At 46.3% G+C, this 26803-nt stretch carries 26 protein-coding genes; 15 read left to right on the top strand and 11 right to left on the bottom strand.

Annotation, left to right across the window (positions count from 1 at the left end):
* Positions 1 to 35 precede the first annotated feature (35 nt).
* The 3 genes from thiI to pomA form a co-directional block, all read right to left on the bottom strand.
* Positions 36 to 1484 carry a tRNA uracil 4-sulfurtransferase ThiI gene (gene thiI, locus J4N42_RS03515; RefSeq protein ID WP_252029740.1) on the bottom strand — a complete coding sequence of 483 codons (1449 nt, stop codon included), beginning with the start codon at positions 1482 to 1484 and terminating at the stop codon, positions 36 to 38.
* A 173-nt stretch (positions 1485 to 1657) separates the two neighbouring features.
* On the bottom strand, positions 1658 to 2608 hold the full coding sequence (locus J4N42_RS03510; RefSeq protein ID WP_252029739.1) for a flagellar motor protein MotB: 951 nt from the start codon (positions 2606 to 2608) through the stop codon (positions 1658 to 1660).
* Between the two features lie 9 nt (positions 2609 to 2617).
* On the bottom strand, positions 2618 to 3382 hold the full coding sequence (gene pomA, locus J4N42_RS03505; RefSeq protein WP_252029738.1) for a flagellar motor protein PomA: 765 nt from the start codon (positions 3380 to 3382) through the stop codon (positions 2618 to 2620).
* Positions 3383 to 3781: 399 nt separating this feature from the next.
* On the opposite strand from pomA, the gene xseB reads away from it, so the two are divergent.
* The 3 genes from xseB to dxs are packed head-to-tail and all read left to right on the top strand — an operon-like array spanning position 3782 to position 6827.
* Positions 3782 to 4024 carry an exodeoxyribonuclease VII small subunit gene (gene xseB, locus J4N42_RS03500; RefSeq protein WP_252029737.1) on the top strand — a complete coding sequence of 81 codons (243 nt, stop codon included), beginning with the start codon at positions 3782 to 3784 and terminating at the stop codon, positions 4022 to 4024.
* Positions 4025 to 4037: 13 nt separating this feature from the next.
* On the top strand, positions 4038 to 4922 hold the full coding sequence (gene ispA, locus J4N42_RS03495; protein ID WP_252029736.1) for a (2E,6E)-farnesyl diphosphate synthase: 885 nt from the start codon (positions 4038 to 4040) through the stop codon (positions 4920 to 4922).
* Between the two features lie 21 nt (positions 4923 to 4943).
* The gene (gene dxs, locus J4N42_RS03490; protein WP_252029735.1) at positions 4944 to 6827 is read left to right on the top strand and encodes a 1-deoxy-D-xylulose-5-phosphate synthase; all 1884 of its coding nucleotides are present in this window, start codon (positions 4944 to 4946) and stop codon (positions 6825 to 6827) included.
* Positions 6828 to 6947: 120 nt separating this feature from the next.
* On the opposite strand, the gene truC is transcribed toward dxs, so the two are convergent.
* Both truC and J4N42_RS03480 read right to left on the bottom strand, forming a co-directional pair.
* Entirely contained in the window at positions 6948 to 7673 is a 726-nt protein-coding gene (gene truC, locus J4N42_RS03485) for a tRNA pseudouridine(65) synthase TruC (RefSeq protein WP_252029734.1), read from the bottom strand.
* Entirely contained in the window at positions 7673 to 7987 is a 315-nt protein-coding gene (locus tag J4N42_RS03480) for a YqcC family protein (protein WP_252029733.1), read from the bottom strand. Before J4N42_RS03480 ends, truC begins: the two co-directional genes overlap by 1 nt.
* Before the next feature lie 100 nt (positions 7988 to 8087).
* On the opposite strand from J4N42_RS03480, the gene J4N42_RS03475 reads away from it, so the two are divergent.
* On the top strand, positions 8088 to 9125 hold the full coding sequence (locus J4N42_RS03475; RefSeq protein ID WP_252029732.1) for a DUF3549 family protein: 1038 nt from the start codon (positions 8088 to 8090) through the stop codon (positions 9123 to 9125).
* 11 nt (positions 9126 to 9136) lie between these two features.
* Complete coding sequence (locus J4N42_RS03470; protein WP_252029731.1) at positions 9137 to 9436, top strand: DUF3301 domain-containing protein; 300 nt, start codon at positions 9137 to 9139, stop codon at positions 9434 to 9436.
* Here J4N42_RS03470 and J4N42_RS03465 read toward each other — a convergent pair.
* Positions 9396 to 9881 carry a GNAT family N-acetyltransferase gene (locus tag J4N42_RS03465; RefSeq protein ID WP_252030780.1) on the bottom strand — a complete coding sequence of 162 codons (486 nt, stop codon included), beginning with the start codon at positions 9879 to 9881 and terminating at the stop codon, positions 9396 to 9398. The genes J4N42_RS03470 and J4N42_RS03465 overlap by 41 nt on opposite strands.
* A gap of 894 nt (positions 9882 to 10775) precedes the next feature.
* Between J4N42_RS03465 and J4N42_RS03460 the strand changes: the two genes are divergently transcribed.
* The 4 genes from J4N42_RS03460 to J4N42_RS03445 all read left to right on the top strand — a co-directional run bounded on the left by J4N42_RS03460 (position 10776) and on the right by J4N42_RS03445 (position 13783).
* Positions 10776 to 11069, top strand: a complete 294-nt coding sequence (locus J4N42_RS03460; protein ID WP_252029730.1) for a hypothetical protein — start codon at positions 10776 to 10778, stop codon at positions 11067 to 11069.
* Positions 11069 to 11518, top strand: a complete 450-nt coding sequence (locus J4N42_RS03455; protein WP_252029729.1) for a YaiI/YqxD family protein — start codon at positions 11069 to 11071, stop codon at positions 11516 to 11518. Before J4N42_RS03460 ends, J4N42_RS03455 begins: the two co-directional genes overlap by 1 nt.
* 168 nt (positions 11519 to 11686) lie before the next feature.
* Positions 11687 to 12850, top strand: coding sequence for a BamA/TamA family outer membrane protein (locus J4N42_RS03450; protein ID WP_252029728.1), 1164 nt, complete (start codon positions 11687 to 11689; stop codon positions 12848 to 12850).
* A 9-nt stretch (positions 12851 to 12859) separates the two neighbouring features.
* Complete coding sequence (locus J4N42_RS03445) at positions 12860 to 13783, top strand: hypothetical protein (RefSeq protein WP_252029727.1); 924 nt, start codon at positions 12860 to 12862, stop codon at positions 13781 to 13783.
* A gap of 80 nt (positions 13784 to 13863) precedes the next feature.
* Here J4N42_RS03445 and J4N42_RS03440 read toward each other — a convergent pair whose 3' ends face one another.
* The 3 genes from J4N42_RS03440 to J4N42_RS03430 form a co-directional block, all read right to left on the bottom strand.
* On the bottom strand, positions 13864 to 15450 hold the full coding sequence (locus J4N42_RS03440; protein WP_252029726.1) for an AbgT family transporter: 1587 nt from the start codon (positions 15448 to 15450) through the stop codon (positions 13864 to 13866).
* A gap of 431 nt (positions 15451 to 15881) precedes the next feature.
* Complete coding sequence (ykgO, locus tag J4N42_RS03435) at positions 15882 to 16007, bottom strand: type B 50S ribosomal protein L36 (RefSeq protein ID WP_252029725.1); 126 nt, start codon at positions 16005 to 16007, stop codon at positions 15882 to 15884.
* Positions 16007 to 16267, bottom strand: a complete 261-nt coding sequence (locus J4N42_RS03430; RefSeq protein ID WP_252029724.1) for a type B 50S ribosomal protein L31 — start codon at positions 16265 to 16267, stop codon at positions 16007 to 16009. The genes ykgO and J4N42_RS03430 overlap by 1 nt, the downstream gene beginning before the upstream one ends.
* Before the next feature lie 118 nt (positions 16268 to 16385).
* Here J4N42_RS03430 and tsaA point away from each other — a divergent pair, with 118 nt between their 5' ends.
* From tsaA to J4N42_RS03405, 5 genes are all read left to right on the top strand, one after another.
* Positions 16386 to 17093 carry a tRNA (N6-threonylcarbamoyladenosine(37)-N6)-methyltransferase TrmO gene (gene tsaA, locus J4N42_RS03425; RefSeq protein ID WP_252029723.1) on the top strand — a complete coding sequence of 236 codons (708 nt, stop codon included), beginning with the start codon at positions 16386 to 16388 and terminating at the stop codon, positions 17091 to 17093.
* 152 nt (positions 17094 to 17245) lie between these two features.
* Entirely contained in the window at positions 17246 to 18961 is a 1716-nt protein-coding gene (locus J4N42_RS03420; protein WP_252029722.1) for a proline--tRNA ligase, read from the top strand.
* Between the two features lie 124 nt (positions 18962 to 19085).
* Positions 19086 to 19775, top strand: a complete 690-nt coding sequence (locus tag J4N42_RS03415; RefSeq protein WP_252029721.1) for a tellurite resistance TerB family protein — start codon at positions 19086 to 19088, stop codon at positions 19773 to 19775.
* Positions 19776 to 19880: 105 nt separating this feature from the next.
* A complete protein-coding gene (locus tag J4N42_RS03410) occupies positions 19881 to 20087 on the top strand; it encodes a YaeP family protein (RefSeq protein WP_039478024.1) in 207 nt (68 codons plus the stop codon).
* Positions 20087 to 20278, top strand: coding sequence for a DUF4250 domain-containing protein (locus tag J4N42_RS03405; RefSeq protein ID WP_252029720.1), 192 nt, complete (start codon positions 20087 to 20089; stop codon positions 20276 to 20278). Before J4N42_RS03410 ends, J4N42_RS03405 begins: the two co-directional genes overlap by 1 nt.
* A gap of 110 nt (positions 20279 to 20388) precedes the next feature.
* Here the strand turns inward: J4N42_RS03405 and J4N42_RS03400 are convergent, their stop codons facing one another.
* Complete coding sequence (locus J4N42_RS03400; protein ID WP_252029719.1) at positions 20389 to 20736, bottom strand: DUF3622 domain-containing protein; 348 nt, start codon at positions 20734 to 20736, stop codon at positions 20389 to 20391.
* A gap of 165 nt (positions 20737 to 20901) precedes the next feature.
* A complete protein-coding gene (gene purL / locus J4N42_RS03395) occupies positions 20902 to 24798 on the bottom strand; it encodes a phosphoribosylformylglycinamidine synthase (protein ID WP_252029718.1) in 3897 nt (1298 codons plus the stop codon).
* Between the two features lie 331 nt (positions 24799 to 25129).
* Here purL and mltF point away from each other — a divergent pair, with 331 nt between their 5' ends.
* A complete protein-coding gene (gene mltF, locus J4N42_RS03390; RefSeq protein WP_252029717.1) occupies positions 25130 to 26665 on the top strand; it encodes a membrane-bound lytic murein transglycosylase MltF in 1536 nt (511 codons plus the stop codon).
* The last annotated feature ends 138 nt before the right edge of the window (positions 26666 to 26803 follow it).

The raw sequence follows: 26803 nt of genomic DNA, 5'->3' as shown, positions 1-26803 counted from the left end.
TAATATGTTACAGCTAAGCTGTAAACGGACACTGACTAAGGACGGTATACCTTAACATTGCTAAAGCCCTGCTCTTGCAGATACAGCGCTTGCAAACGGCTCATCACACCACGGTCACAATACAGTAGGTAGGTTTTAGACTGGTCTAAGTCACCAAACTGAGTACCAAGGCGGAAGAATGGAAGGTGTTTAACTTCCACACCCTCTATTTCGAGTGGGTTATCGTCTTCTTCTTCAGGACTACGGATATCAAGTACGATCGCATGCTCTTCTACTGCTTTAACCTGCTCAACTTCTGGTGCAGCTTCTTGGCTCTCTTTTTCGATATCACGAATATCAATCATGCGCGCATCACGAACCACTTGCTCCAGAATCGAGAAATCGAATTTCGCTTCTTCCGCTTCCAGTTTTTCTTTCACCGCTTTTACTGTTGGCTTCTTAGAGATGACACCACAGTATTCAGGCATAGTTTTAGCAAAGTCTTCTGTACCAATATCGCGAGCGAGGTCAATGATATCTTCTTTGTCCCAATTGATGAGAGGACGAAGAATCAGAGTGTCCGTTACACCGTCAATATGGCGTAGGTTAGTGAGTGTCTGGCTCGATACCTGACCTAACGCTTCACCCGTTACTAGCGCTTGAATGCCGTACTTCTCTGCCAGCATTCCACCAGCACGCATGAACATACGCTTGAGGATAACGCCCATTTGACCATCGTCGACTTTCTCTAGGATCTCTGCCACAACCGGTTCAAAGTCTACAGCTAAGAATTTCACTTTCGCGGATGAACCAAACTTGTTCCACAAGTAGTGCGAGACTTGCTTTACGCCAATCTCATGTGCAGGACCGCCTAGATTGAAGAAGCAGTAATGGGTTTTAGAACCACGCTTAATGTGTAGATAGCTTGATACACCAGAATCGAAACCGCCGGAGATCAGGCTCAATACATCTTCTTGTGTACCTAGAGGGAAGCCGCCTAAACCTTTATGGCGAGCAATGACTTGATTCAGCTTTTCATTGGCAATTTCAATGTTCACTGTTACGTCTGGCTTACTTAGTTTAACGCGAGCGCTTTCAACTGCTTGGTTCAAACCACCACCCACGTAGCGCTCTAGTTCAATCGAAGTAAACTCATGTTTGCCACGGCGCTTGGCGCGTACCACAAAGGTTTTGTTTTCGATCTTGCTACGATTAAGGTCCAGTACCTGCTCGTAGATATCATGCATATCTTTGAAGTCAGATTGCTGAACTTCTAGCACATGATGAATCCCCGGAGTCTCGGTTAGGATTTCAAGTACTTCGTTATAGTACTGATCACTTTCAGCAGTCACTTCGATGTGGTCACGGCGGTTGAAAACCGCTACCGATTCAGTTCGACGCTGAATAATGATTCGAATATTACATTCTAAAATCCTTGTGAAGCGCTTACGCACCGATTCACTTTTTACAAAAATTTCTGGATGGGGCTTAACAATAAATTTCATAGTTCACTTCACAAGGTTACAAGCTTTGTCATTAAGACTATGCGGGTCGTCGCTAAGAGTATGTGTATTGCCACTAAAGGATAACGCGCGCTAAGGGCGCAAGATTATACACGAGGTCACAGTTATAAAAAAGGCGAGCATTTCTGCTCGCCTAATATAAGTTTCTTGCTGGGCTATTGCTGCGGTATAGACGGAACTTCATCGCTATACAAAGGCTCACCTTGCATAATACTGATCTCTACTCGGCGGTTGCGCGAACGTTGAGCCTCAGTATCATTTGGACCCAATGGCGCAGTATCTGCCATACCTCGAACTCGTAAACGCTGATGAGAGAAACCACGAACTTTTTCCATCTCTTGCGCGACTGAAACTGCACGTTGCGACGACAGGTCCCAGTTAGAACGATACAGCTCAGAATCTAGCCGTTGATTATCAGTATGCCCCGAGATACGTACAATACCAGGAACGTCTTTTACCAACTCCGCAATCTGCCTTACTAAAGGCCTAAACTTAGGCTGTAAGAATGCCGAACCTTCTGGGAATGCACCTTTCTCTCGAATTCGGATAACGATTTGCTGACCTAAGTTTTCAACCTCAATCGCCCCTTCTGCAATCTCTCGTTCCAGCGCTTTCTTCACCGCTTCTTCGACGACCTCGAGCTCTTGAGAGGTAGATTCCGATTGCTGTTGTTGCTGCTGTTCTGATTCGTTATTTTGATTGTCCTTAGTCGACGACTCTGGAGACTTACCACCGGTCTGCTTACCTTTATCACGCTGAGTACCACCTGCTCGATCCGACTCCCCCTCATGAAACTCAAGGGTTTGCTGCGTAATATCAATAGTTTGCTGCATGATGACATCGATAGGTGTCGGTTCTGGCCTACCAGGACGGAACTCCTGAGCAATGATACTAGTCCCTTTAGGAATGTCTTTCACTTCTAAACGGTTTTGTACACCAAAGGCGAATTTCATCGAGCCAGCAATCTGCTTAAATTTCAGTACATCCATTTCCGAGAACGATAGCAGCAGAACGAAGAAGCACATCAAAAGTGCCATCAAATCGGCAAAGGTACCCATCCAAGCCGGAAGGCCGGGAGGTGGACATTTACAATTCTCTTCTTCCATAGCTCAGCCTTACTCGTTATCAATATCGAGAGCGCGCTTACCTTCGTTAAGGTAGTTTTTAAGGTAGCTATCGATAACTCGTGGGTTTTGACCATCTTGAATGGCGAGAACACCATCCATAACCAAACGGCGATTCAGCGTTTCTTGCTCACGGCGCAAAGATAGCTTATCGGCGATTGGGAAGAACAACATGTTTGCTAAGATAGCGCCATACAGTGTGGTAAGAAGTGCAACCGCCATCGCTGGACCGATGGCTTTAGGGTCATCCATGTTAGAAAGCATCGCAACCAGACCAACCAAGGTACCGATCATACCCATTGCTGGTGCTACGTCACCAAACGCGCGAAATACTGCAGTACCAAACTCATGTCGTTCATCAGTCAAGGCGATATCTTTTTGCATTGCCGCACGTACTACGTCAGCGTCATGGCCATCGACCAACAAATCGATGCCTTTTTGCATGAAGCTATTGGTTATCTCCATCTCTTCTAGTGCTAGGAAACCACCTTTACGTGCAGCGTCAGCCATTTCCACCACTTTGGCGATCAAGTCTTCAGGCTCTTCGGTTTTGAACATAAACGCCTTAGCTGCAATCTTAAACGACGCGAAGAATTGTCCCATGGTAAATTTCATTAACACGACAAAGGTTGAGCCACCGACCACGATGAGTATCGATACCACATCGATAAACATCATGATGCTTCCACCCAAAACCATTGCCATGATAACGAAGGCAAATCCGCCTATCAGGCCTAATAGCGTTGCTAAATCCACAAAGCACTCCTCATGCTATTTCTCAGCGTTTATGTGATTTATACCAATCTAGACCTAGAAACTATGAGATAAAAACTTGCTGATGCAGCAAAAATCCAGATTGGTATAAAGTAGTTATCGGCATGATCATAAGATCTTTAACTATTTAATTGATATCAGTTTCCAAACTTTCCGCCACACAGATCAACTATTCAATACAATTATGGGCCTAAATCGGCATAAGAAACTGATTTCCGGGCGCATGGTAGCAAATATTTTGGCTTTCACTCAGCCGAGCTTTACGCTTAGTAACATAAGGACCCGCTAAACTGCACTTTTCTGACAAATTTACTTGGTTAAATTTGACCATCTCCACGCCCTAAGGTAACTTTCGTCCATCCTTTTAAATGTAGATAAATTATGGCGAGCAAGAAACCTGAAAATATGTCGTTCGAAGCGACAATTGAAGAACTTGATACTCTGGTTGACCAACTGGAAAACGGCGATCTTGCCTTAGATGATGCATTGAAAAAATTTGAGCGCGGTATTGCCCTTGCTCGTAGTGGTCAAAACAAGCTTAACGACGCGGAACAGCGTGTCAGTATTTTGCTACAAAACGACGACAATGCTCCTCTTAGTGATTTCAATCCTCAGCCAGAATAAGTGAAGAATCCGTATGATTGAGGCGCTAACCTCTTATCAGCAAAGAAACAACTCGCAACTTGATGCTTGGCTTAACCAGCTCCCTCATCAGAACCAAACTCTGATTAAGGCGATGCGTTACGGCTTATTGCTAGGTGGCAAGCGAGCTCGCCCATTTCTTGTTTATATCACAGGTGAAATGCTCGGCTGTAAACCAGAGCAACTAGACACTCCAGCATCCGCTGTTGAGTGCATTCACGCCTACTCGTTAATTCATGATGATCTTCCAGCAATGGATGACGATGAGCTACGCCGTGGCAAGCCTACCTGTCATGTTGAGTTTGATGAAGCCACTGCCATTTTAACCGGCGATGCATTGCAAACGCTGGCCTTCACTATTCTGGCTGAAGGCGAATTAAGCACCGATGCTGAAAGCAACCGAATCAAAATGGTACAAGCACTTGCAGCCGCTTCTGGAGCTCAAGGCATGTGCATGGGCCAATCTCTCGATTTAGAAGCTGAGAACCGTCAAGTCTCGCTGGCTGAGCTAGAAGAAATTCACCGCAACAAAACCGGCGCATTGATGAAATGTGCGATTCGTTTGGGTGCACTGGCTGCTGGACAAAAAGGTATCGACGTCCTGCCGCAGCTCGATAAATACGCCGATGCCATCGGTTTAGCTTTCCAGGTTCAAGACGATATTTTGGACATTATTAGCGATACCGAAACGCTTGGTAAGCCTCAAGGTTCTGATCAACAACTCAATAAAAGCACTTACCCTGCCCTATTAGGCTTAGAGGGTGCTATAAACAAAGCTCACACTCTGTTAAATGAAGCACTACACGCTTTGGAATCTATCCCATACAATACAGAGTTACTCGAAGAGTTCGCCCGATATGTCATCGAGCGCAAGAACTAACATTTATAAGCGCGCATTTATATGACTCTTGATATTTCAAAATATCCTACACTGGCTCTGGCAAACACGCCGGACGAATTGCGTAGCCTACCAAAAGAAACGCTACCAAAGCTGTGCGATGAATTACGCACCTATTTATTAAACTCAGTAAGTCAGTCAAGCGGCCACTTGGCTTCTGGCCTTGGCACCGTTGAACTGACTGTTGCGCTACATTACGTCTACAACACTCCGTTTGACCAACTGATCTGGGATGTGGGCCATCAAGCCTACCCACACAAGATCCTTACCGGCCGCCGTGACCAAATGCCGACTATCCGCCAGAAAGATGGATTACACCCTTTCCCATGGCGTGAAGAAAGTGAATACGACACGCTATCTGTCGGCCATTCATCTACGTCGATCAGTGCTGCGCTCGGCATGGCCATCAGCGCTGAAAAAGAAGGTAAAGACCGTAAAGTCGTCAGCGTAATTGGTGATGGTGCCATCACCGCTGGTATGGCATTTGAAGCAATGAACCACGCGGGTGATGTTCACTCAGACATGTTGGTCATTCTGAACGATAACGAAATGTCCATTTCAGAAAATGTTGGCGCGCTGAACAACCACCTTGCTCAAGTGCTTTCAGGTAATCTCTACACCTCAATTCGTGAAGGTGGGAAGAAAGTATTATCCGGTGTACCACCTATTAAAGAGTTGGTTCGTCGTACTGAAGAACACCTAAAAGGCATGGTCGTTCCAGGCACTCTATTCGAAGAGCTCGGCTTTAACTACATTGGCCCTATCGATGGACACGATGTCAGTGAGCTAATCAAAACGTTGAAGAACATGCGCGGCTTAAAAGGTCCTCAGTTCCTGCACATCATGACCAAAAAAGGCAAAGGTTATGAGCCTGCCGAGAAAGATCCTATCGGCTACCACGGTGTACCGAAGTTCGACCCAAGCCACAATAAACTGCCGAAAAGCAGCAATGGCAAGCCGACATTCTCGAAAATTTTTGGCGACTTCCTATGTGACATGGCTGCGAAAGATCCTAAGCTGATGGCGATTACGCCAGCGATGCGTGAAGGATCTGGCATGGTGCGTTTCTCAAAAGAGTTCCCAGAACAGTACTTCGATGTCGCGATTGCAGAGCAGCATGCTGTGACTCTAGCAACAGGTATGGCGATTGCGGGCAATAACCCTATCGTTGCGATCTACTCAACCTTCTTACAGCGTGGTTACGACCAACTGATTCACGACGTAGCAATCATGAACCTTCCGGTTATGTTTGCCATCGACCGTGCAGGGCTTGTTGGTGCAGATGGACAAACTCACCAAGGTGCTTTTGATCTAAGCTTCATGCGTTGCATCCCAAATATGGTCATTATGGCGCCGAGCGATGAGAATGAGTGTCGTCAAATGCTGTACACCGGCCACAAACACAATGGTCCAAGTGCCGTCCGTTATCCACGTGGTAATGGTATGGGGACAGAAATCGAACAGCAATTTACCGAACTAGAAATTGGTAAAGGCCGCATTGTTCGTAGCTGTGAAACTGCTGGTGAAGGTGAAAAAGTCGCAATTCTTAACTTTGGTACCTTTATGCCAAGTGCACTCGAAGCGGCCGAAGCGCTTAATGCTACTGTTGCCGATATGCGCTTTGTCAAACCTCTGGATGAATCACTGATTAAAGAACTAGCGGCAAGTCATGATGTGATTGTTACCTTGGAAGAAAACGCCATTGCAGGTGGCGCTGGCGCAGGGGTTGTCGAGTTTATGATGAGCGAGAAGATCCTCAAGCCAGTACTGAACCTTGGCTTACCTGATCGTTTTGTAGCCCAAGGCTCTCAGCAAGAACTGCACGAAGAGCTTGGCTTAGACTCCAAAGGAATTGAACAATCGATTCGTGACTATCTCGTGAAATAAGACGCTGGCTGGCGAAATAAGCCTCCAAAGCAAATTTGGCGATAATCATAACCCGATCTAAAAAGCCCTCTTTCGAGGGCTTTTGTTTTTTTATTCGTTTCTTGTAGCCGTAAACGGTACCTACGTGTTTGGTAGTGACCAGCCAAACTGGGTAAACAGATTCTGCCACACTTCATCCATACTCGCGGTTAGCACCAAAGCTTCACCAGTGAATGGATGAGCAAAGCGAAGTTCTGAGGCATGTAACATCAATCGATGCGCATCATAGTGCTCTCGAAACAGACGATTGTGTTTACCATCGCCGTGGGTGGTGTCACCGATAATAGGGTGGCTCAAGTGATGCATATGGCGACGAAGTTGATGTTTACGCCCTGTTTTCGGTTTCATTTCAATCAAGCTGTAGCGGCTGGTTGGGAACCGTCCTGTGGAATAAGGCACTTCAACTTTCGCTAAAGGTTGATACTCGGTAATCGCCTCTTGAGCTTCTTTGTCTTCTTTCGCAAACTTATCAGCGATTTTATCGAGCTCCACTTTCAATGGGTAATCAAGAATATCACCCTGCTCAATCCAGCCTCGAACCACTGCATGGTAAGTTTTCTCCATCTCATGATTGGCGAACATAGGCATGACTTTAGAGGCTATCTCACTCGATAAAGCAAACACCAACACCCCGGATGTAGGCCTATCCAATCGATGCAGCGGAAAAACGTGCTGTCCAATTTGATCACGCAAAGTTTGCATCACAAACTGGGTTTCGTGTTTATCTAACCAGCTACGGTGCACCAACATTCCAGCGGGCTTATTGACCGCGACAAGGTACTCGTCTTGAAACACTATCTCTAACATCAGGCACACGCCTCATCAATCTTGTTCAGTATCACCAACAGTTGACGATACTCAGGCTTCTCTTGCCAAACTTGTTCAAAGTAAGGTGTGACTTCAAACCCTTTGGGCAACGGCATATTCTGCGAATGCATCCAATGCAGTTTGGCGATAAAAATCCACTGTAGCCACTCGTGCGGAGCGAGCGTATCAATCGCGAAAGGCTGTTCGCTGGCTAACGCCTCATCAGTTGGGGGAACGGTTTGCCAAAGATTTTGTTGGCTCAACTCAGTTTGAAGTGCGTCGAGTAACGCTAATATTGATTCAGTCTGTGTCATCAATTGCTCAAAGTATCTTGAAGTTATTTGGGTGCAGGACCTTGAAATTGGGCCATAGGATACCATCTATTAGACAAATGCAGTTAGGACACAATTTTCCATGGATACCATTCATACTCTCACTCAACTTCTTCAAAACAGTGGCTGCCAGTACAAAATCTTCGATTTGGGCCGCCGCATTAAAACCATCGACAACCCGTTATTTGAGAATGTTGAAAAAGGCCAACATCCATACCCTTTTCCACTGCAAAGAAAAGCGCATTTAGCTATCGCTTATTGGAACGAAGACAACCAGCCTTGGATCTGGTTTCTCAAGTTTGACTTAGACGAGCGTGGCTTACTCAAGCAAGCCGATATTGGTAACTTCCTCAAATACGTCATTGAAGCCATGGGCACTAGGCTAAATAAAGAGATGAGTGAAGAGCAACAAGAAAAACTGTCTAACAACCCGTATACGTTTAAACCAAAAGACGACAAAATGGCGGTTTTTCACAGCCAAGTCCGTGCACAACTAGACTTGCCGACCAGCCAATATTACGAGCATGCGCAGCATTACTTCACTGGTGATCTAGGGTGGGATAACTGGCAAACCGTTGGCCTACAAGGAATTACTGACCTGTGTGCTCGATTAAGCATCGAGCAAAATGGTGTAAATGTACGTAAAGCGCTGAAACACCTTCCTAGTGAACCTCTTTACGCCCTGTTAGGTGCATTAGAACATACTGACTTACCAGCAAAACTTGCTGGCAGAATTGCCGAACTCGCCGAGTCACAGATTCAGTCTGACGAGCCAGATCTGTTCTTGTTATCCGCTTTAGCTCGAGCTCTAGCGGGTGCGGAAGACAAACTCTCGCTTCCACTGGTGCAGCAAATTCTTTCTAGCCCACGCTTGAGCCATCAAGAAGTATTGATCGGAATTGCAGGCCGAGCTTGGCACTTGCTAGCGCTTGAAAATACCGCAGAACAATTCTTGCTGCGTTTGGCTCAAACGGGCAATCAATCGCTTTTCAATCAGCTATTTGCGGATTTGGTTATGCTACCTGAGCTGCGCATGGTACTGCTACCACTGCTGCACTCAAATCCATCTCCAGAGCTGGCAAAAGCCTTGGTTAACCTTCAGCAAGCCGCTAAGGGCTAACAGGAGCACATATGTTTGGAGATCTTCTGGCGATACTGGGACTCAGCTTTGTCTGCTTTCTTTTCTGGCAACAACGCCGCCAATCGGAACTGGCTAAAGCCGCAATCAGCCGTAAATGCGATCAGCTTGATCTTCAACTTATCAGTGTGGCTTTCGGGCAGCATAAACTAAAAACGCCAGCAGGAAGCTGGCGTTGGCATACAACATATCAGTTTGAATTTTCCGCCTTAGGAGACGATTGCTACCAAGGTGAGTTGATCATGGTAGGCTTTAGGCCAATGAACTTTCATCTACCGCCACATCGGATGTAAATACAAATTCATAATAAGGCCCGTACAAATCTTTTTGCTGGCCTGAATGCTTAAATCCAAGTTTACTTAATAACTTAATCGAAGCTTCGTGATGAGTATTGGCAGTAGCTATCACCCTATTTAACTTTAATTCTCGGCACGCTTTCGGAAAGAATGCTTTCAGCGCTTCATAAGCAAACCCTTGCCCCCAATACGCCTTATCAAAGATAAAGCCTAATTCAGGCGCCGTGTCCAATTGGCAAACAAAAACATGCCCCATGTACTCTCGAGTATGGCTATCTAGCACAGCCATACTGTAGGTATTAGGGTCATTAAGGACTTTATCAAATAGTTGTTTGGCGGACGATACAGAGTGCGGACCATTCATTTCGGCCCTATTTTTGGCGCAGCAGTTCAACATCAGAAACTCTGACTGTAACGACTCATTGTATGGAAGAAGAAGCATTCTTCTTGTCACTATAGTCACACTCAATCCTTGATAGCAGCACATAGACATGCTTCTTCACGCGAAAATATCCGCGCAAAGAAACCGCATCACAGCCGTATCACCTACTGACGTTTCATATACGTTCTTTGATAGGCATAGGCTGATAATTGAAAGCCGAAAATTAAACTAACTCAACTGGTATGTAATTGATCTAGGATACTTTTTAGTCGTTGTAATTGATGTTTTTATAAAAAGTTAGAGAAGTGACTATGCACCAAAAAGAAAGCCCCGACACTTTCGTATCGGGGCTATAGTCTTACTCGCAGCAGTCCGGCTACTAATGTGTGCTCCATGCATCATCCATAATAGTGCTGAGTCCTTCAGCTTTATCCGTACGTCGCCGTCCTAGCGGTGTCCTATTCTTCCTAAAAGCTAACTATTCCCCGTTAGCGCGCATCACTTATCCTTAAGCGGTGTCCTTCCTCATCCTAGAGGTGTCCATTGTCATTCCTTTGCAGCTAACGTCCTGTTAACTGTTGCGTCCTTACAATGTCCCGGCATCCTTACTTGGCTATTTATCCTAAACAACCATATCTTCGTCCTGAAGATGACCAAATCCTTGGGCCTTTCCTGTTCCGTGTCAGTTCCTTCCGACAGGGTTTAATTTACGCCTTTTCAGAAATAGAACAATCCGGTGCTATCACATTTTTTCCCTTAACAATTCATAAACAACTCATCTAATGCTTATTTTTCATAAAGTTAGACAAACACCACACTAATCTCTTGCGCAAATTCTGCTTTTGTCGCACAACGGCTGTGCGAGATCTCTCACACCTATAAGGCACTTTTGATATTCGCTTAATTTGACCTTAACGCGTATTATCAGCGTTAAAGCAGATATAGGAGCTAAACATGCTGACTCAAGACGTAACAAAAGAGCTAGAAACCATCCTTGCAGGTTTAGCCGCACAAGGAAAAGAACCCACCGTCGCCTTAGTGAAATCTCGCTTAACGACCTCGGTACCTATGCCAGCACTGATCACTACCATCAAGAGCTGGAAAGCAGCAAACCGTGTACCTAAAGTCGAAGTCGCAGTGAAAACTGATGACGGCCAGGACAAAATAGCCGCTCTCGAGCAGCAAATTGCCGCCCTCACCCAGCGCGTTGCTGCGTTGGAAGCTCAACTAGAAGAGAAAAACGATTAATGAAAATATGGGTAGATGCCGACGCGTGTCCAAAAGTGATCCGCGAAACTATCGTCCGTGCAGCAGAACGTACCGGCGTACAATGTACCTTTGTTGCTAACCATGTAGTCCCAGTACCCAAACGTGACAATATCCATTCTCTGCAAGTTCCGAGCGGCTTTGATATTGCTGATAACGAGATCGTAAAACGCACCGAAGCAGGCGACCTAGTGATTACCTCTGACATCCCGCTCGCCGATGAAGTGATCACCAAAGGGGGCCAGGCATTAAGCTCTCGCGGAGAGCTTTATACGAAAGACACCATCAAAGCGCGACTTAATATCCGCGACTTTATGGATACAATGCGATCAAGTGGTATTCAAACTGGCGGTCCTAGCGCACTGTCTCAAACAGAGCGTAGAGAGTTTGCTAATCACCTAGATAAAATCCTCGCGAAAAGACCTAAATAACCCAATTATTACGACTCTCGCCATTTTGAACAATGTTCATAATGGCGATTAACCCTTTGTTAGATAAAGAATATACGCCTAACGCATACCAGATATAAAAACAGTTCATTACCTAGTCGTAGCTCAGATATAGATACTTCTCTCTTTTAGCGAACCTAAGAGTGCACCATGCTACGCAATACAACGACGATTTTTGGCTCGTTGCAATGGATATGCTCCCTGCTTTTCTGTTTTTCTACCGCCTCGCATGCTCAAGAAGATCCCGTTCTGGCAACCACACCGGCCGAAAAAGACAATGGTCTATTTTCCTTGCTGGGTGGTCCGGCTTACATGCCTGAAACTGGCTTTATGCTGGCCATTGGTGGGTTGTATTCCTTCAACGCTGCGCCAAAAGATCCAGATTCAACTCAACGTTCATCGGTTACATTGGTTGGGGTTGCCAACGAGATGGACAGTGGTGTTGGTTTCGGTATTCGCTCAAAACAAAAAATCTTTTCCAAGCAAAATCGTTTCCGCTACTTCGGCCAGCTATCGATGGGCAAACAGAGCCTGTATTACTTCGGCACAGGCTATGAATCGGGTAAAAACAACGGCAAAGATGACCAGAATCTCGTCGACTACGACTTCATTACCTATAACGCCGACCTTGGTGCTCACCTAGGCAACAATATCTACCTAGGTCCTATCTTGCGATTGCAGTACAAAAAAGCAATCGAGGAGTCGGTGTCTAGCACTGTCGCACAGGATGCTGATTTCATTTACGGCCAAGAGAACCCTTTTGCTCTCGGGCTTGGTATTGCGTTGCAGTGGGATACTCGCGATGTTGCTGTCAATGCTCGAAAGGGCCAGTTTTTTAGCCTTGAGTATGCCAATTATCAAGACAACATTGGCAGTGATTCCAATTTTGAAAAAATGGAAGCGGACTATCGCTTCTACTGGACACCGGTGAAAGGCTCCACCTTCGCTTTTCTCAACACAGCCAACTTCAGCTCCGGTGATGTTCCGTATTACGAGCTGCCCACATTTGGTGGTCAAGATTCGATGCGAGGGATCTACTATGGGCGATACCGCGACATGCACAGTGTTGAGCACACGATGGAGTACCGCCAATCTTTCTTAAGTGATGGTGATTACACCAAGCACGGCTTTACCTTATGGGCGGGAATTGCCAGTACAGCAGAGCACACCAGCGAGCTGTATCAAGAGCAAATCTACAGCTATGGTGTAGGTTACCGCTACGAACTCCAACCCCGCATGAATGTCCGCGTCGACCTTGGCTTTGGTTCCAATGATGCTCAAGGCTTGTACTTGTCGATCAACGAAGCATTCTAGGGGGTAACGATGACTAAACTCACTAAGCTTGCTGCATACGCAGCACTGGCTGCTAGCTCGACATTTGCATGGGGAGAAGAAGGTGCCCGCGTCGACTTCCCCGATGCCGAAACCCAAGAAAAGCTCAATAAGAAGTGGGAGCACGCACTGCCATTCCACGCCCAAGAAGCCATCGATTTAGGTTATTCACTCCCCTTACCGTTTTCGATCTCCCTGATTGGTAATTCCTCCAAGCAAGACATCAACATGTACGACCTTGGCGTCCAAGTTGGAGATGTAAACTTAGGCGACAGATTCGATCTTTCTCAAGTGTCGTTTGGTACTCCTGAGATTGAAAGTAAAAGTATGCAAATCCGCGCTGCAGCATGGGTGTTTCCATTTTTACAAATGGGTGTCCATGTAGGGCGATTTGATGGTGGCACTGCACTCACCGCCACCATCCCTACTTCTCTATTCGATATTTGTGAGAATAGGCCCAAGCTGTGCCAACAAGACTTTATCACCACACCAGAGTTTACCCCTGATGTAGAAGGTACGAACTGGGGCTTCTCGATGAACTTCGTTGGCCAACTGGGTGACTTCACATATGTGTTGCCCGCCAGCATGACTCAATCTCGCACCGACGATGAACGTACCAATACCAAAACCATTTTGTTTAGCCCGCGAGTGGGTAAGCTGATCCAAACTGAAAGTTGGGGCAACGTTTTCCCCTATATCGGTGGTGCGTACATGCACAGCGAAGGCTTAACTAAAGAAGATAATGCGCTAGGCGTTGAAGAACTTTCTTACCAATTGTCACAAGAAAGTGCAGAAGATTACTCAGCCTTAGTTGGTATGAACTGGAATATCACCAAAACATACGGGCTGAACTTGGAATACATGGGTGGCCCAGGCAGGCAGATTTTCAACATCATCATGACCTACTCCTATTAGTCCAGGAGAAGCAAGTAAGTAGATAAGAAATAAAAAAGCCTGCGCAATGCGCAGGCTTTTTAGATTCGAGTTCGAATCAATTAAGGCGTGTAGTACGTTGCCGCACCAGGGCCTACTGGTAGACCGAATACGAATACCCATAGGTAGAACAACAAGCTCCAGCCTACAATGAAGACGATTGAGTAAGGTAGCATGGTCGCAATCAGCGTACCGATACCTAGATTCTTCATGTAACGAGTCGCTACCGCAAGGATCAATCCGAAGTAACTCATCATTGGAGTGATGATGTTAGTGGTTGAATCACCGATACGGTATGCCGCTTGAATCGTTTCTGGTGCGTAACCAACAAGCATCAGCATTGGAACGAAGATTGGCGCTGTAACCGCCCACTGCGCTGAAGCAGAACCTATCATTAGGTTAATGAAGCCACACATTAGGATGAATGCGAAGAACAACATTGGGCCTGTTAGACCGATGTTTTGTAGGAAGTCTGCACCCGCAACTGCGAATACCTGACCAAAGTTAGTCCACTTGAAGAAAGCAACGAACTGAGCAGCAAAGAATACTAATACGATGTACATGCCCATTGAAGACATCGACTTCGACATTGCATCAATCACGTCGCGATCGTTTTTCATTGTGCCTACAACACGGCCGTATACGAAGCCTGGTACTGCGAAGAACACAAAGATAAACGCTACAATACTTTTCAGGAATGGAGAGCCTGCAACTGTACCTGCGTCTGAACGCAAGATGCCGTCTGCTGGAACAACCGTCCAAGCAAGAAGAGCTGAAACAACCAGTACCGCGATACCCGCTAATTTAAGGCCTTTCTTCTCTTGTACAGTTAGGCTGCCCATTTTGTCTTGAGATAGGTCTTCTGCTGCTTCTTCGTCATTGTATTTGCCCAGTTTAGGCTCAACGATTTTCTCGGTAACGAATGCACCAGTAATCGCAATGAAGAAGGTTGAAACAAACATGAAGTACCAGTTAACTTCTGGGCCAACAGTGTAGTTTGGATCAATCATCTGAGCTGCAGTTTCAGTAATACCTGAAAGCAGTGGGTCAACCGTACCAATTAGAAGGTTTGCAGAGTAACCACCAGATACACCCGCAAATGCCGCCGCTAGACCAGCAAGAGGGTGGCGACCTAAAGAGTGGAACAACATCGCAGCCAGTGGAATCAGTACCACATAGCCAAGCTCAGATGCTGTATTTGAAATGATACCCGCGAATACGACAGTCACTGTAACCATGCGCTGAGAAGCGCCCATGACTAGGCCACGCATTGCAGCAGAAAGTAGTCCAGAATGTTCTGCAATGGCAACACCAAGCATCGCAACCAATACGGTACCTAACGGTGCGAAGCCAACAAAGTTTGTCACTAGGTTAGTTACAATAAGCTCTAAACCATCGGCGTTGAGCAGGCTTACCACTTGAATCATACCGTCCGCAGCACGACCCGCCGCGCCTTCTGGACGTGGATCTGCAACCGCAACCTCAAAATAGCCAGCAACGCCAGACATTACGAGGATAGCAAGACAGAAAATGGCAAAAAGAGTGATTGGGTGAGGTAAAAGGTTCCCCAAATATTCAACTGTATCTAGAAAACGAGTAAATATCGGTTTCTTAGGTGAATTGTTTTTAATCGAAGCTGATGAACTCATCAGTTCCCTCCTTGTAGTTATTCCTATGCCGTCGCCATCTATAGCGAAGCGAGCGCAGGTTACTTGACTGAGAACATAAACAGAAGCCCAACATGTAACAAAAAATGTCATAAAACCTAATAATTAACCACCATTTAACAGCTTTAAAAGAACTAATAACTAAAAAAATACAATTTTTGCCATAAAAACCACCAAACATTCTCACCATGAATACTTTCAAGCGACTCACCTGTAACCATTTTTATTGATATAACGCTTATTTCTATAGAACCGGTTTTAATTCATAGATCTTAAGAATTTTTGACCTAGTCATTTTTAAAACTGTGATGTCACGCAATGGTCATAAACCCAAGTATTCTCTGGGTTGCGTATTAAAAAAGCCAAGTCGATAAACTTGGCTTTTATATTTCATAGATCTTTTATGTCGCGTATTACTTCTGAACGGCTTTGAACCTAGGGTTAGTTTTACAGATAACGTAGAGCCTTCCGCGGCGTTTGACGATTTGGCAATCCGGGTGACGACCCTTTGCACTACGCAGAGATTTAACGACTTTCATTATTTGCCTCCAGCTTCAAACTGACCAAATCGGCGATTGAAATTAGCAACTCGACCTTCTTTCTGAATCACACGTTGCTTACCGGTATAAAACGGATGTGATTGTGAGGATACTTCAACCGTAAAGTACGGGTAAGTTTTACCATCCTTCCATTCAATCGTGCGCTCAGTCTGTAGAGTTGATCCAATTAAGAAGTACTCATCAACGCTAGTATCGTGAAAAACCACGGTGCGGTATTCAGGATGAATTCCCTGTTTCATTCTTTCCTCTCAAATTAACTTGTTATGATATAACATTGCAATTAATAATCATTCTCAAAAAGAAACGCAAGCAGTTTTGTGATATTTTCTAGCTAATTTGAAATGTTGAGTCACTACCATGTATTCCATAGACCCTATTGGCTTTATTGAATCTCCTTATAAAGAGAAGTTTGCAGTCCCTAGACAACCAAGCTTAGTGCCGTCTGCCACCTCTCGAGTAAGATTGACAGGCACTGCCAACTGTATAGAGTCCGTTCGCGGTATTGAACAGTTCGACCACATATGGCTGCTCTTTTTATTCGACCAAAATTTGAATGCAGGATGGAAACCGACCGTCAGGCCACCAAGGCTTGGAGGAAATCAACGTATTGGTGTTTTTGCATCACGCGCTACTTTTCGCCCAAATGGGATTGGCATGTCAGCGGTTGAAGTAAAAGGTGTGACACAAAAAGGTGACCAGGTTTACCTTGACCTTGGTGGCGTGGATCTCGTCGATGGCACGCCTATTGTTGATATCAAACCTTATATCCCTTACACCGACTCACTCCCACACTCCAGTGGTGGGTACGCTGAAAGCCCGCCAGAAACGTTAGGTGTGACCTTTCACTGCGGTGCGAGAGAAATTCTCAATAGTCACCCAAACAGAACTCAAGTTTACAAAGTGATCACTGAAGTGTTGGCGCAAGATCCTAGGCCTGCTTACCGCAAAAATAGCCAAGACGACAAGCTCTATTCAGTTAGGCTGTTTGATCTAGACGTGAAATTTAAAGCCAATAACGCATTTGTTACCGTGGTTGATGTATGCAAATTAACCAACGATGAGTAAAAAGCGCACTCAACAATAGGTCTCAGCTTCACAATGCTTTTGACTTAGTAAAATGGCTGCTATTATATACGGCTAATAAAATTCCCTCGCGGGTCCTTTATACTCTGCCAAATCAAGGTTGAGTAACTAACTTTAATAAACGGATAAATTTAATGCGTACCAGTAATTATCTTCTTTCTACTCTGAAGGAGACTCCAAACGACGCAGAAGTAGTGAGCCACCAGCTCATGCTACGTGCAGGTATGATCCGTAAGCTGGCTTCAGGTCTATACACCTGGCTACCTACCGGTCTACGTGTACTGCGTAAAGTCGAAAACATCGTTCGTCAAGAAATCGACAATGCAGGTGCAGTCGAAACTTTGATGCCCGTTGTTCAGCCGTTTGAACTATGGGAAGAGACAGGTCGTAGCGAAAAAATGGGCCCTGAGCTACTTCGCTTTACTGATCGCCATACACGTCCGTTTGTACTTAGCCCAACAGCTGAAGAAGTGATCACTAGCCTTGTGCGTAACGAAGTGAACTCTTACAAACAGCTGCCGCTAAACCTGTACCAAATCCAAACTAAATTCCGTGATGAACGCCGCCCTCGCTTTGGTGTAATGCGCGCACGTGAATTCTCGATGATGGATGCTTACAGCTTTGACATCGATAAAGATGGTCTACAAAAGTCTTACGACGCAATGCACGACGCTTACTGTAAAGCGTTCGATCGCATGGGTCTTGAATACCGCCCTGTGCTGGCTGACTCTGGCGCTATCGGTGGTAGTGGTTCTCAAGAATTCCACGTGCTTGCTGAAAGCGGCGAAGACCTAATCGCATTCTCAACAGAATCAGATTACGCAGCAAACATCGAGAAAGCAGAAGCGCTAGCGCCTGCAAAAGAAGCGGCTGCACCAACTCAAGAGATGGAACTTGTTGATACACCAAACGCGAAAACCATCGCAGAGTTAGTCGAACAACACGGTCTACCAATTGAGAAAACCGTTAAGACTCTATTCGTTAAAGCGTCAGAAGAAATCGAAGCTGATATCGTCGCATTGATCATCCGTGGTGATCATGAGCTGAACGAAGTTAAAGCTGAAAACCTACCACAAGTGGCTTCTCCACTAGAGATGGCTAGCGAAGAAGAAATTCGCGCACTGATCGGCGCAGGTCCAGGTTCACTCGGCCCTGTAGGCCTAGAACTACCGTTCATCGTTGACCGCTCTGTTGCGGTAATGAGCGACTTCGGCGCGGGTGCAAACGTAGACGGTAAACACTACTTTGGTATCAACTGGGGCCGTGATGTCGAGCTTGCTCAAGTAGAAGACCTACGTAACGTAATCGAAGGCGACTTAAGCCCATGCGGTAAAGGTACCCTTCAGCTTAAACGTGGTATCGAAGTTGGTCACATCTTCCAGCTAGGTAAAGCTTACTCTGAAGCAATGAACTGTGGTGTGCTTGGGCCAGACGGTAAGAACGTTATTCTAGAGATGGGTTGTTACGGTATCGGTGTATCACGTGTGGTTGCTTCTGCAATCGAGCAGAACCACGACAAGTACGGCATCATCTGGCCAGACGCTCTAGCACCTTTCCAAGTGGCTATCGTTCCTATGAACATGCATAAGTCAGAAGAAGTAAAGGAGGCAGCTGAGAAGCTGTATGCTGAACTGACTGCAATGGGTATCGAAGTGCTATTCGACGACCGTAAAGAACGCCCAGGTGTTATGTTCTCAGACATGGAGCTTATCGGCGTTCCTCACACTATCGTGATTGGCGATCGTTCGATGAAAGAAGGCAACTTCGAGTACAAGAACCGCCGCAGCGGTGAGAAAACACCTGTAGCGATGGCTGAAATCGTTGAGCACATCCAGGCACAGCTAAGCTAATCACAGCGTTTAGCAGATGCAAAATAGATAAAGGGTTGGCGTTGCCAACCCTTTTTGTTTTCAGCCATTAATCTTGGGTTCATCTAACGTCTCCTACACTGAACTAAATTCATTGGAGGTATATATGAACTTAAGCAGTTTGCTCAACCAAGCACTTAAATCCGATATTCTAAAGTCTGACATTGTTAAACAAGGTTCTGAAAAGCTAAGTCAGCATGCTTCAGGCTTGCGCAGCGCCTCTAAAGACAACAAAGGCACCATAAAAACACTGGGAGCTGGCGTTGCAGCAGGCGGACTAATTGGCGTGCTGATGGGCTCTAAAAAGACCAAGAAGTACGCTAAGACGGCCGCAGGTGTTGGCGGTGCAGCGGCTCTAGGCGCGCTAGCCTATAAAGTTTATAACGATTGGCAAGCAAAGCAGCCCGGTACCCCACCCGCTTCTTCTGACGCCCAGTTTGATGAAAGTGATCATTACCACCAACAATTGATTCTAAAAGCTATGATTGCAGCGGCCAAAGCCGATGGACACGTCGATGAGCAAGAAATGGCGCGCATTGACCAAGCGGTTGCGGAAATGGGCGCGGACGATTCCGTGCAGGCGCTTATTCATCAAGAATTAAACAAGCCTCTCGACCCCGCTGATGTCGCTCGATTAGCGCGCACTCCACAGCAAGCAAGCGAAGTTTACCTCGCTTCACTGTTGGTCGCAGATGAACAAAACTTTATGGAAAAATCTTACTTACAGGAACTGAGTAAACAGCTCAACCTAAATCCAGAAGTCGTTCAGCAATTAGAAATACAGGTGCAAGGTTAGTTTCTCGCCAAACCTACCATGCTCTTGCGCTAGCACAAGGTTCTCACTTTGTTTTCTCTTGCTCAATGTGTATATTGAGATCAGTTATCATTTAGGGGAAATACCATGCAAGTATACGGCTGTTGTGAACTAGTCCGCGAACTGTACGCTCAAATCGGCAGTGGCGATCAAGCCTATGTACCACAGGCAATCAGTTGTGCAGTGAGAGCACTCAACGACATTGCGGCAGATGAGTCACTACCAAAAGAGGCCCGTGAAAAAGCGGCTTTCGCGGCAGCGAATCTGCTGATTTCAGACTTTGAGGATAAGTAATGAATTTGTCTAAATTTGAAAGCATGGATCCCGTGATGTTGATGAGCATCGTCAACATGAAATTGCGTGATGATTTCGCAGGGGATCTCGATAAGTTAGTTGCTTATTTCGATATCGATAAAACAGCGCTTGAAGCAAAACTGGCTTCCGCTGGTTTTGACTTCTTGGCCGAAGCGGGTCAGTTTCGCTAATCAGCAACGGAGTCTGATGGGCGAAGCCCATTCTGGTCGCTTAACTGATGTAAAAAACCGCCTTATTAGGCGGTTTTTTGTTTGGCATGAAGATGACACTCAATAGTGAGTTAGTCTTCGTCCGCGGAGTCTTCTTCTTCAGCGAATTCAGCCGCAGCGGCTAGCTTTGCTTCTTCAGCACGACGTGCTTTTTTCTCAGCAGCTTCTTGCGCCAAACGCTCTTCACGTTCAACGCGTACTTTACGAGCTTCGCCTTTACGTTCGTTGCGCGCAGCTTGGTTTTGAATGAAGCCAGCTAGTTCTTTCTCTGCCCACTCTTGAGCTTGAACTTCAGTTTCAAAGCCTGTTTCACGCTTCGATACTGATGTTTTACGCGAGGTTACTTGGCGAGTAATTTCTGCACACCAACCGTTACGTTTTTCAGTAACGCGAATAGCAAATTTTTTGTTGTTCGACATATTCATTTCCTAAGGGATTGTTGAGGGATTTAGCCATCCCTTGGCAAGCGCGGTATTAGAGCGTAAAAAAGAGCCGTTGGCTATAGATTTTTCAACAAATAAAAAGCGCAGACCTTGCGATCTGCGCTTTTATTATGCTGCTAAGCGAAAACTAAGGTCGTTAAATTAACCTACGTTCTTACGTGCATTTTGGAACATACGCATCCAAGCGCCGTTCTCACCCCAACCTTCTGGAGACCATGAGTTCGCGACTGTGCGGAATACACGCTCTGGGTGTGGCATCATGATAGTTACGCGGCCATCTTGAGTCGTAAGACCTGTGATTGCGTTTGGTGAACCGTTCGGGTTGTTCGGGTATTGCTGAGTCGCATTACCGTGGTTATCCACGTAACGAACGGCAACAGTACCTGATGCTTCAATCGCTGCTAGGTGGTCAGCATCACGTACTTCTACGCGGCCTTCACCGTGTGATACTGCGATTGGCATACGTGAACCTTCCATACCATCGAAGAATACAGAGTCAGACTTCTGCACTTCTACTAGGCTGAAGCGAGCTTCAAAACGCTCAGATTCGTTGCGAACGAAGCGTGGCCACAGGTCTGCACCTGGGATTAGCTCTTTCAGATTCGATAGCATCTGACAGCCGTTACATACACCTAGAGAGAACGTATCTTCACGCTGGAAGAAGCCTTCAAACTGGTTGCGAGCTTGCTCATTGAACAGGATAGATTTCGCCCAACCTTCACCAGCACCTAGAACGTCACCGTAAGAGAAGCCACCACAAGCCACTAGGCCGTTGTATTCCTCAAGAACTGCTTGACCCGTTAGGATGTCGCTCATGTGGATATCCGTTGCTTCAAAGCCTGCACGGTCGAACGCTGCTGCCATCTCAACGTGAGAGTTAACGCCCTGCTCACGTAGAATTGCCATCTTAGGCTTAACACCTTTCGCGATGTATGGCGCTGCGATGTCTTCGTTCACATCGAAGCTTAGCTTAACGTTCAGGCCTGGGTCTGAGTTGTCTTTCTTCGCTTCGTGCTCTTGGTCAGCACATGCTGGGTTATCACGTAGACCTTGCATCTTATGCGTTGTCTCAGCCCAGATAGTGCGTAATTCAGTACGGTTACGCTCAAGAACTGCTGTTTCACCAGAAGTAATCACTAGCTCATCAGACGCTTCAACAGAACCGATAACATGTGAACATGCTTCAAGGCCGTTTGCTGCTAGCGTTGAAAGTACAGAATCTAGATCATCGTTCTTAACCTGAAGTACTGCACCTAGCTCTTCGTTAAATAGTGCTGCTAGAGCGTCGTCACCTAGGTCAGCGATGTCCGCTTTAACACCACAGTGACCAGCAAATGCCATCTCAGCTAGAGTAACGAATAGACCGCCGTCACCCTTATCGTGGTAAGCCACTACTTGGTCGTTCGCAACAAGTGCTTGAACGCCTTCGTAGAAACCTTTTAGCTGCGCTGCGTTGTCTACGTCTGCTGGCTTATCACCAAGCTGCTTGTAAACCTGTGCTAGTGCTGTTGCACCTAGACGGTTCTGACCGTTACCTAGGTCGATAAGAACTAGTGACGTGTCACCCTTGTCGGTACGAAGCTGAGGTGTGATTGTCTTACGTACATCTTCAACACGAGCAAACGCAGTGATGATCAGAGATAGTGGCGAAGTAACTTCTTTCTGCTCACCGTTCTCTTCCCACTTGGTCTTCATCGACATTGAGTCTTTACCCACTGGGATAGTTAGGCCAAGTGCTGGACATAGCTCTTCACCTACCGCTTTCACCGCTTCGTAAAGACCTGCATCTTCACCTGGGTGACCGGCTGGAGACATCCAGTTTGCAGACAGTTTAATGTGTTTGATATCGCCGATGTTTGTCGCTGCGATGTTAGTGATTGCCTCACCCACCGCTAGACGAGCTGAAGCACCGAAGTCCAGTAGAGCAACTGGTGTGCGCTCACCCATCGACATTGCTTCACCGTGGTAAGTGTCGTAGCTTGCTGCGGTCACTGCGCAGTTTGCTACTGGAACCTGCCATGGGCCAACCATTTGGTCACGCGCAACAAGACCAGTCACCGTGCGGTCACCGATAGTGATAAGGAATGTTTTTTCTGCAACGGTTGGAAGACGTAGAACGCGGTCCGCCGCTTCATTTAGTTCAATACCATCACGGTTAACAGCTGGGTTGTCCGCTTTCAGTGTCTTCGCGTCACGGTGCATCTTAGGCGTCTTACCTAAAAGCACATCCATAGGCATGTCGATTGGTGTGTTGTCGAAGTGTGAATCTTCAAGTTTCAATTCACGCTCTTCTGTTGCAACACCTACTACTGCGTATGGTGCACGCTCACGCTTACAGATGGCGTCGAATACTTCCATGTTCTCTGGAGCAACTGCCATTACGTAACGCTCTTGAGATTCGTTACACCAGATCTCAAGTGGGCTCATGCCTGGTTCGTCGTTTGGTACGTCACGCAGTTGGAAAATACCGCCACGCTCGCCATCGTCTACAAGCTCAGGAAGTGCGTTAGAGATACCGCCCGCGCCCACATCGTGGATGAATGCGATTGGGTTCTCTTCGCCAAGCTGCCAACAACGGTCAATAACTTCCTGACAACGACGTTCCATCTCTGGGTTTTCACGCTGTACTGAAGCAAAATCTAGGTCTTCTGCTGATTGACCAGACGCCATTGAAGAAGCTGCACCGCCACCAAGACCGATGTTCATCGCAGGGCCACCCAGTACGATTAGGCTTGCACCTACTGGAATTTCTTTCTTCTGCACGTGCTCGTCACGGATATTACCCATACCACCAGCAATCATAATTGGTTTGTGGTAACCACGAATTTCTTCACCTGCGTGAGAGTTCACTTTTTCTTCGTAAGTACGGAAGTAACCAAGTAGGTTTGGACGACCAAATTCGTTGTTGAACGCCGCGCCACCTAGTGGACCTTCTAGCATGATGTCTAGGGCGTTAACGATACGACCCGGCTTACCGAAATCTGTTTCCCATGGCTGTTCAAAACCAGGAATACGTAGGTTAGAGGTTGTGAAACCAACAAGGCCTGCTTTTGGCTTACCACCGATACCAGTCGCGCCTTCATCACGGATTTCACCACCAGAACCAGTAGAAGCGCCCGGCCATGGAGAGATAGCTGTCGGGTGGTTGTGCGTTTCCACCTTCATTAGGATGTGCGCTTTCTCTTGGCTGTAACCGTACTGGCGAGTCTCTGGGTTCGGGAAGAAACGACCGACATCCGAACCCACCATTACTGCTGCGTTATCTTTGTATGCAGACAGGACGTTTTCTGGTGTGGTTTCGAATGTGTTCTTGATCATCTTGAACAGAGACTTCTCTTGCTTAACGCCGTCGATAGTCCAGTCTGCGTTGAAGATCTTGTGACGACAGTGCTCAGAGTTCGCCTGTGCAAACATCATTAGCTCGATGTCAGTTGGGTTGCGATCTAGCTTGTTTACGAACGCATCGTAAAGGTACTCAATTTCGTCATCGGCAAGCGCAAGGCCTAGGGTAACGTTTGCGTTTTCAAGCGCAGCACGACCGCCATTGAGTAGGTTAACGTCAGCGACTGGTGCTGGCTCTGCAACTTGGAAAAGTGCTGCTGCTGATTCGAAGTCAGTGAAAACCACTTCCATCATGCGATCGTGAAGGATCGCCTTTAACTCAACCAGTTGAAGCTCAGAAAGCTCTGCCGATGTTTCGATGTAGTATGCCGTGCCGCGTTCTAGACGAACTACTTTGCCTAAACCACAGTTATTAGCGATGTCGGTCGATTTCGAAGACCAAGGAGAAATGGTACCAGGGCGAGGAGTCGCAAGTAGAAGTAGACCTTCTGGCTTATGCTCTTCAATTGTTGGACCGTAAGTCAGTAGTTTTTCTAGTTTCTCAACTTCAGACGCATCAAGGTCTGCTGATAATTCAGCGAAGTGAGCAAACTCAGCGTAAATGCCAGTCACAGGCAGGCCAAGTTCACGACAAAGCTCTAGAAGCTTGTTAACACGAAATTCAGATAGAGCTGGGGAGCCACGAAAAATTCTCATGTGCTTAGGTCTCTTATGCAATTGGTTAAGGTCTCATGACCTGAGGTGATATTGGAATAAATTCAGTGGGTTAGACTGTTTTACTTCGAAGCTATTCCCTAAGATTTAAGAACCTATGCCGATTCCACCTCTCCTTTGCGAGCGCATTATATAGCAATTGTTTTTGTGATGTAACACCAAACGCAACCGTTTGCGTCATTTTTTTTGTCAATTTTGAAATACAGGCAAATTGATGAAATAGTACACAGTTCACTAATTCTTTCGTTTACTCACTTTGCCTGCTCGCCCCGCTTTGATATAAAAGCCTTACTGGATGTATGAGAAGAATTAAATGTTAATCAAATACCCGTTATCTTTTAAACGCTTAGCCACACTGTTTACAGCTCTGACTCTGCTAGCTGGCTGCCAAATTGAATCGCAGCCGAAAAGCGAACTAGACCAAATTCGTGAACGCGGTGTACTGCGCGTTGGTACGCTCAACAATCAGCTTTCTTACTACATCGGCCCAGATGGTCCTGCGGGATTAGACTACGAGCTCGCACGAGAGTTTGCCAATGAGCTCGGCGTGAAGTTAGAAATGAAGCCTGCTTATCGCATGTCTAGCCTTTACCCTGCGCTTAAAAATGGTGAGATTGATATTATCGCGGCGGGTTTAAGCCAATCAGAAGAGCGCTTAAAGAACTTCCGTGCGGGACCTGTCTATTACTATGTCAGCCAACAAGTGGTTTATAAGAAAGGTCAATGGCGACCTCGTAATCTAGAGCAACTACTAGAAAGGCAACCGTCACTGATTGAAGAATCCAGCCAAGAAAAAGTGCTCACTATCGTAGACGACTCACATTTCAAAAATAGCCTAAGTGAAGTCCAACAAAAGCACCCTGAATTCAAATACTCAGTTGATATCAATGCCGACGTTAACGAACTCTTAAAACAAGTCTCAAATGGCGATTTGCAATTTACCGTTGCCGACTCTGTCGAAATTTCACTTTCGCAGCGTATTTACCCAGACATCGCATTAGCATTCGAGCTAACAGAAGATCAGCCAATCTCTTGGTTCCTAAATCGTTCTGATGACGAGAGTTTATATGCGCTGTTGATTGAGTTCTTTGGTGGGCTACAACAGTCGAATCAACTTGCCGCGTTGGAAGAAAAGTACATCGGCCATGTAAACAGTTTTGATTATGTGGATACCCGAGCATTTATTCGCGCGCTAGATAGCAAGTTGCCGAAATGGGCGCCGCTGTTCCAAGAGTACTCAGACGAATTTGACTGGCGCTTAGTGGCAGCATTGGCTTATCAGGAGTCTCACTGGAATCCGAAAGCAAAATCGCCAACAGGTGTACGAGGCATGATGATGCTTACCCTACCTACAGCCAAGAGTGTAGGAGTCAGCGACCGTCTTGACCCTGAACAGTCTGTTTGGGGCGGAGTGGAATACCTGCGTCGTATGGTAGGTCGTGTCCCTGACAGCATTGCTGAACACGAGAAGATCTGGTTTGCGCTTGCTTCCTACAATGTCGGCTATGGCCATATGATGGATGCCAGACGACTGACCAAGTGGCAAGGTGGTAATCCGGATGCGTGGGCAGATGTAAAAGATCGTCTGCCACTACTACGCCAGAAAAAATACTACAGCCAAACTCGTTACGGATTTGCTCGTGGTGATGAAGCCCGAAACTATGTAGAGAACATCAGACGCTATTACCAAAGCATTATCGGTCACGTAGAGCAGCAAAATCGCGATAATGAAGTGGGTGGTATTGATGATTTAACCGTGATTCAAGTACCTGAAAATGACCTATATAGCACCGATGATACCGTTTCTGGTGCAGAGGCCACAGAGCAAACTGAAGAAGAAAAACAATAGCTTCGTTAAAGAGTTAACCTACAAGCCGCACGACTTTGTGCGGCTTTTTTGTCTGTCATCGCGCAGCCATAACGTCATAAATTGGTAATAATTGCGTTCTATAAAGAGGGCTGAATAGAGGTTTGCAAACACAAACAC

Origin of the sequence: Vibrio sp. SCSIO 43135 (genome assembly GCF_023716665.1) — a bacterium.
Classification (GTDB): Bacteria; Pseudomonadota; Gammaproteobacteria; order Enterobacterales; family Vibrionaceae; genus Vibrio; species Vibrio paucivorans.
This window is presented reverse-complemented; position numbering and strand designations above follow the sequence as displayed.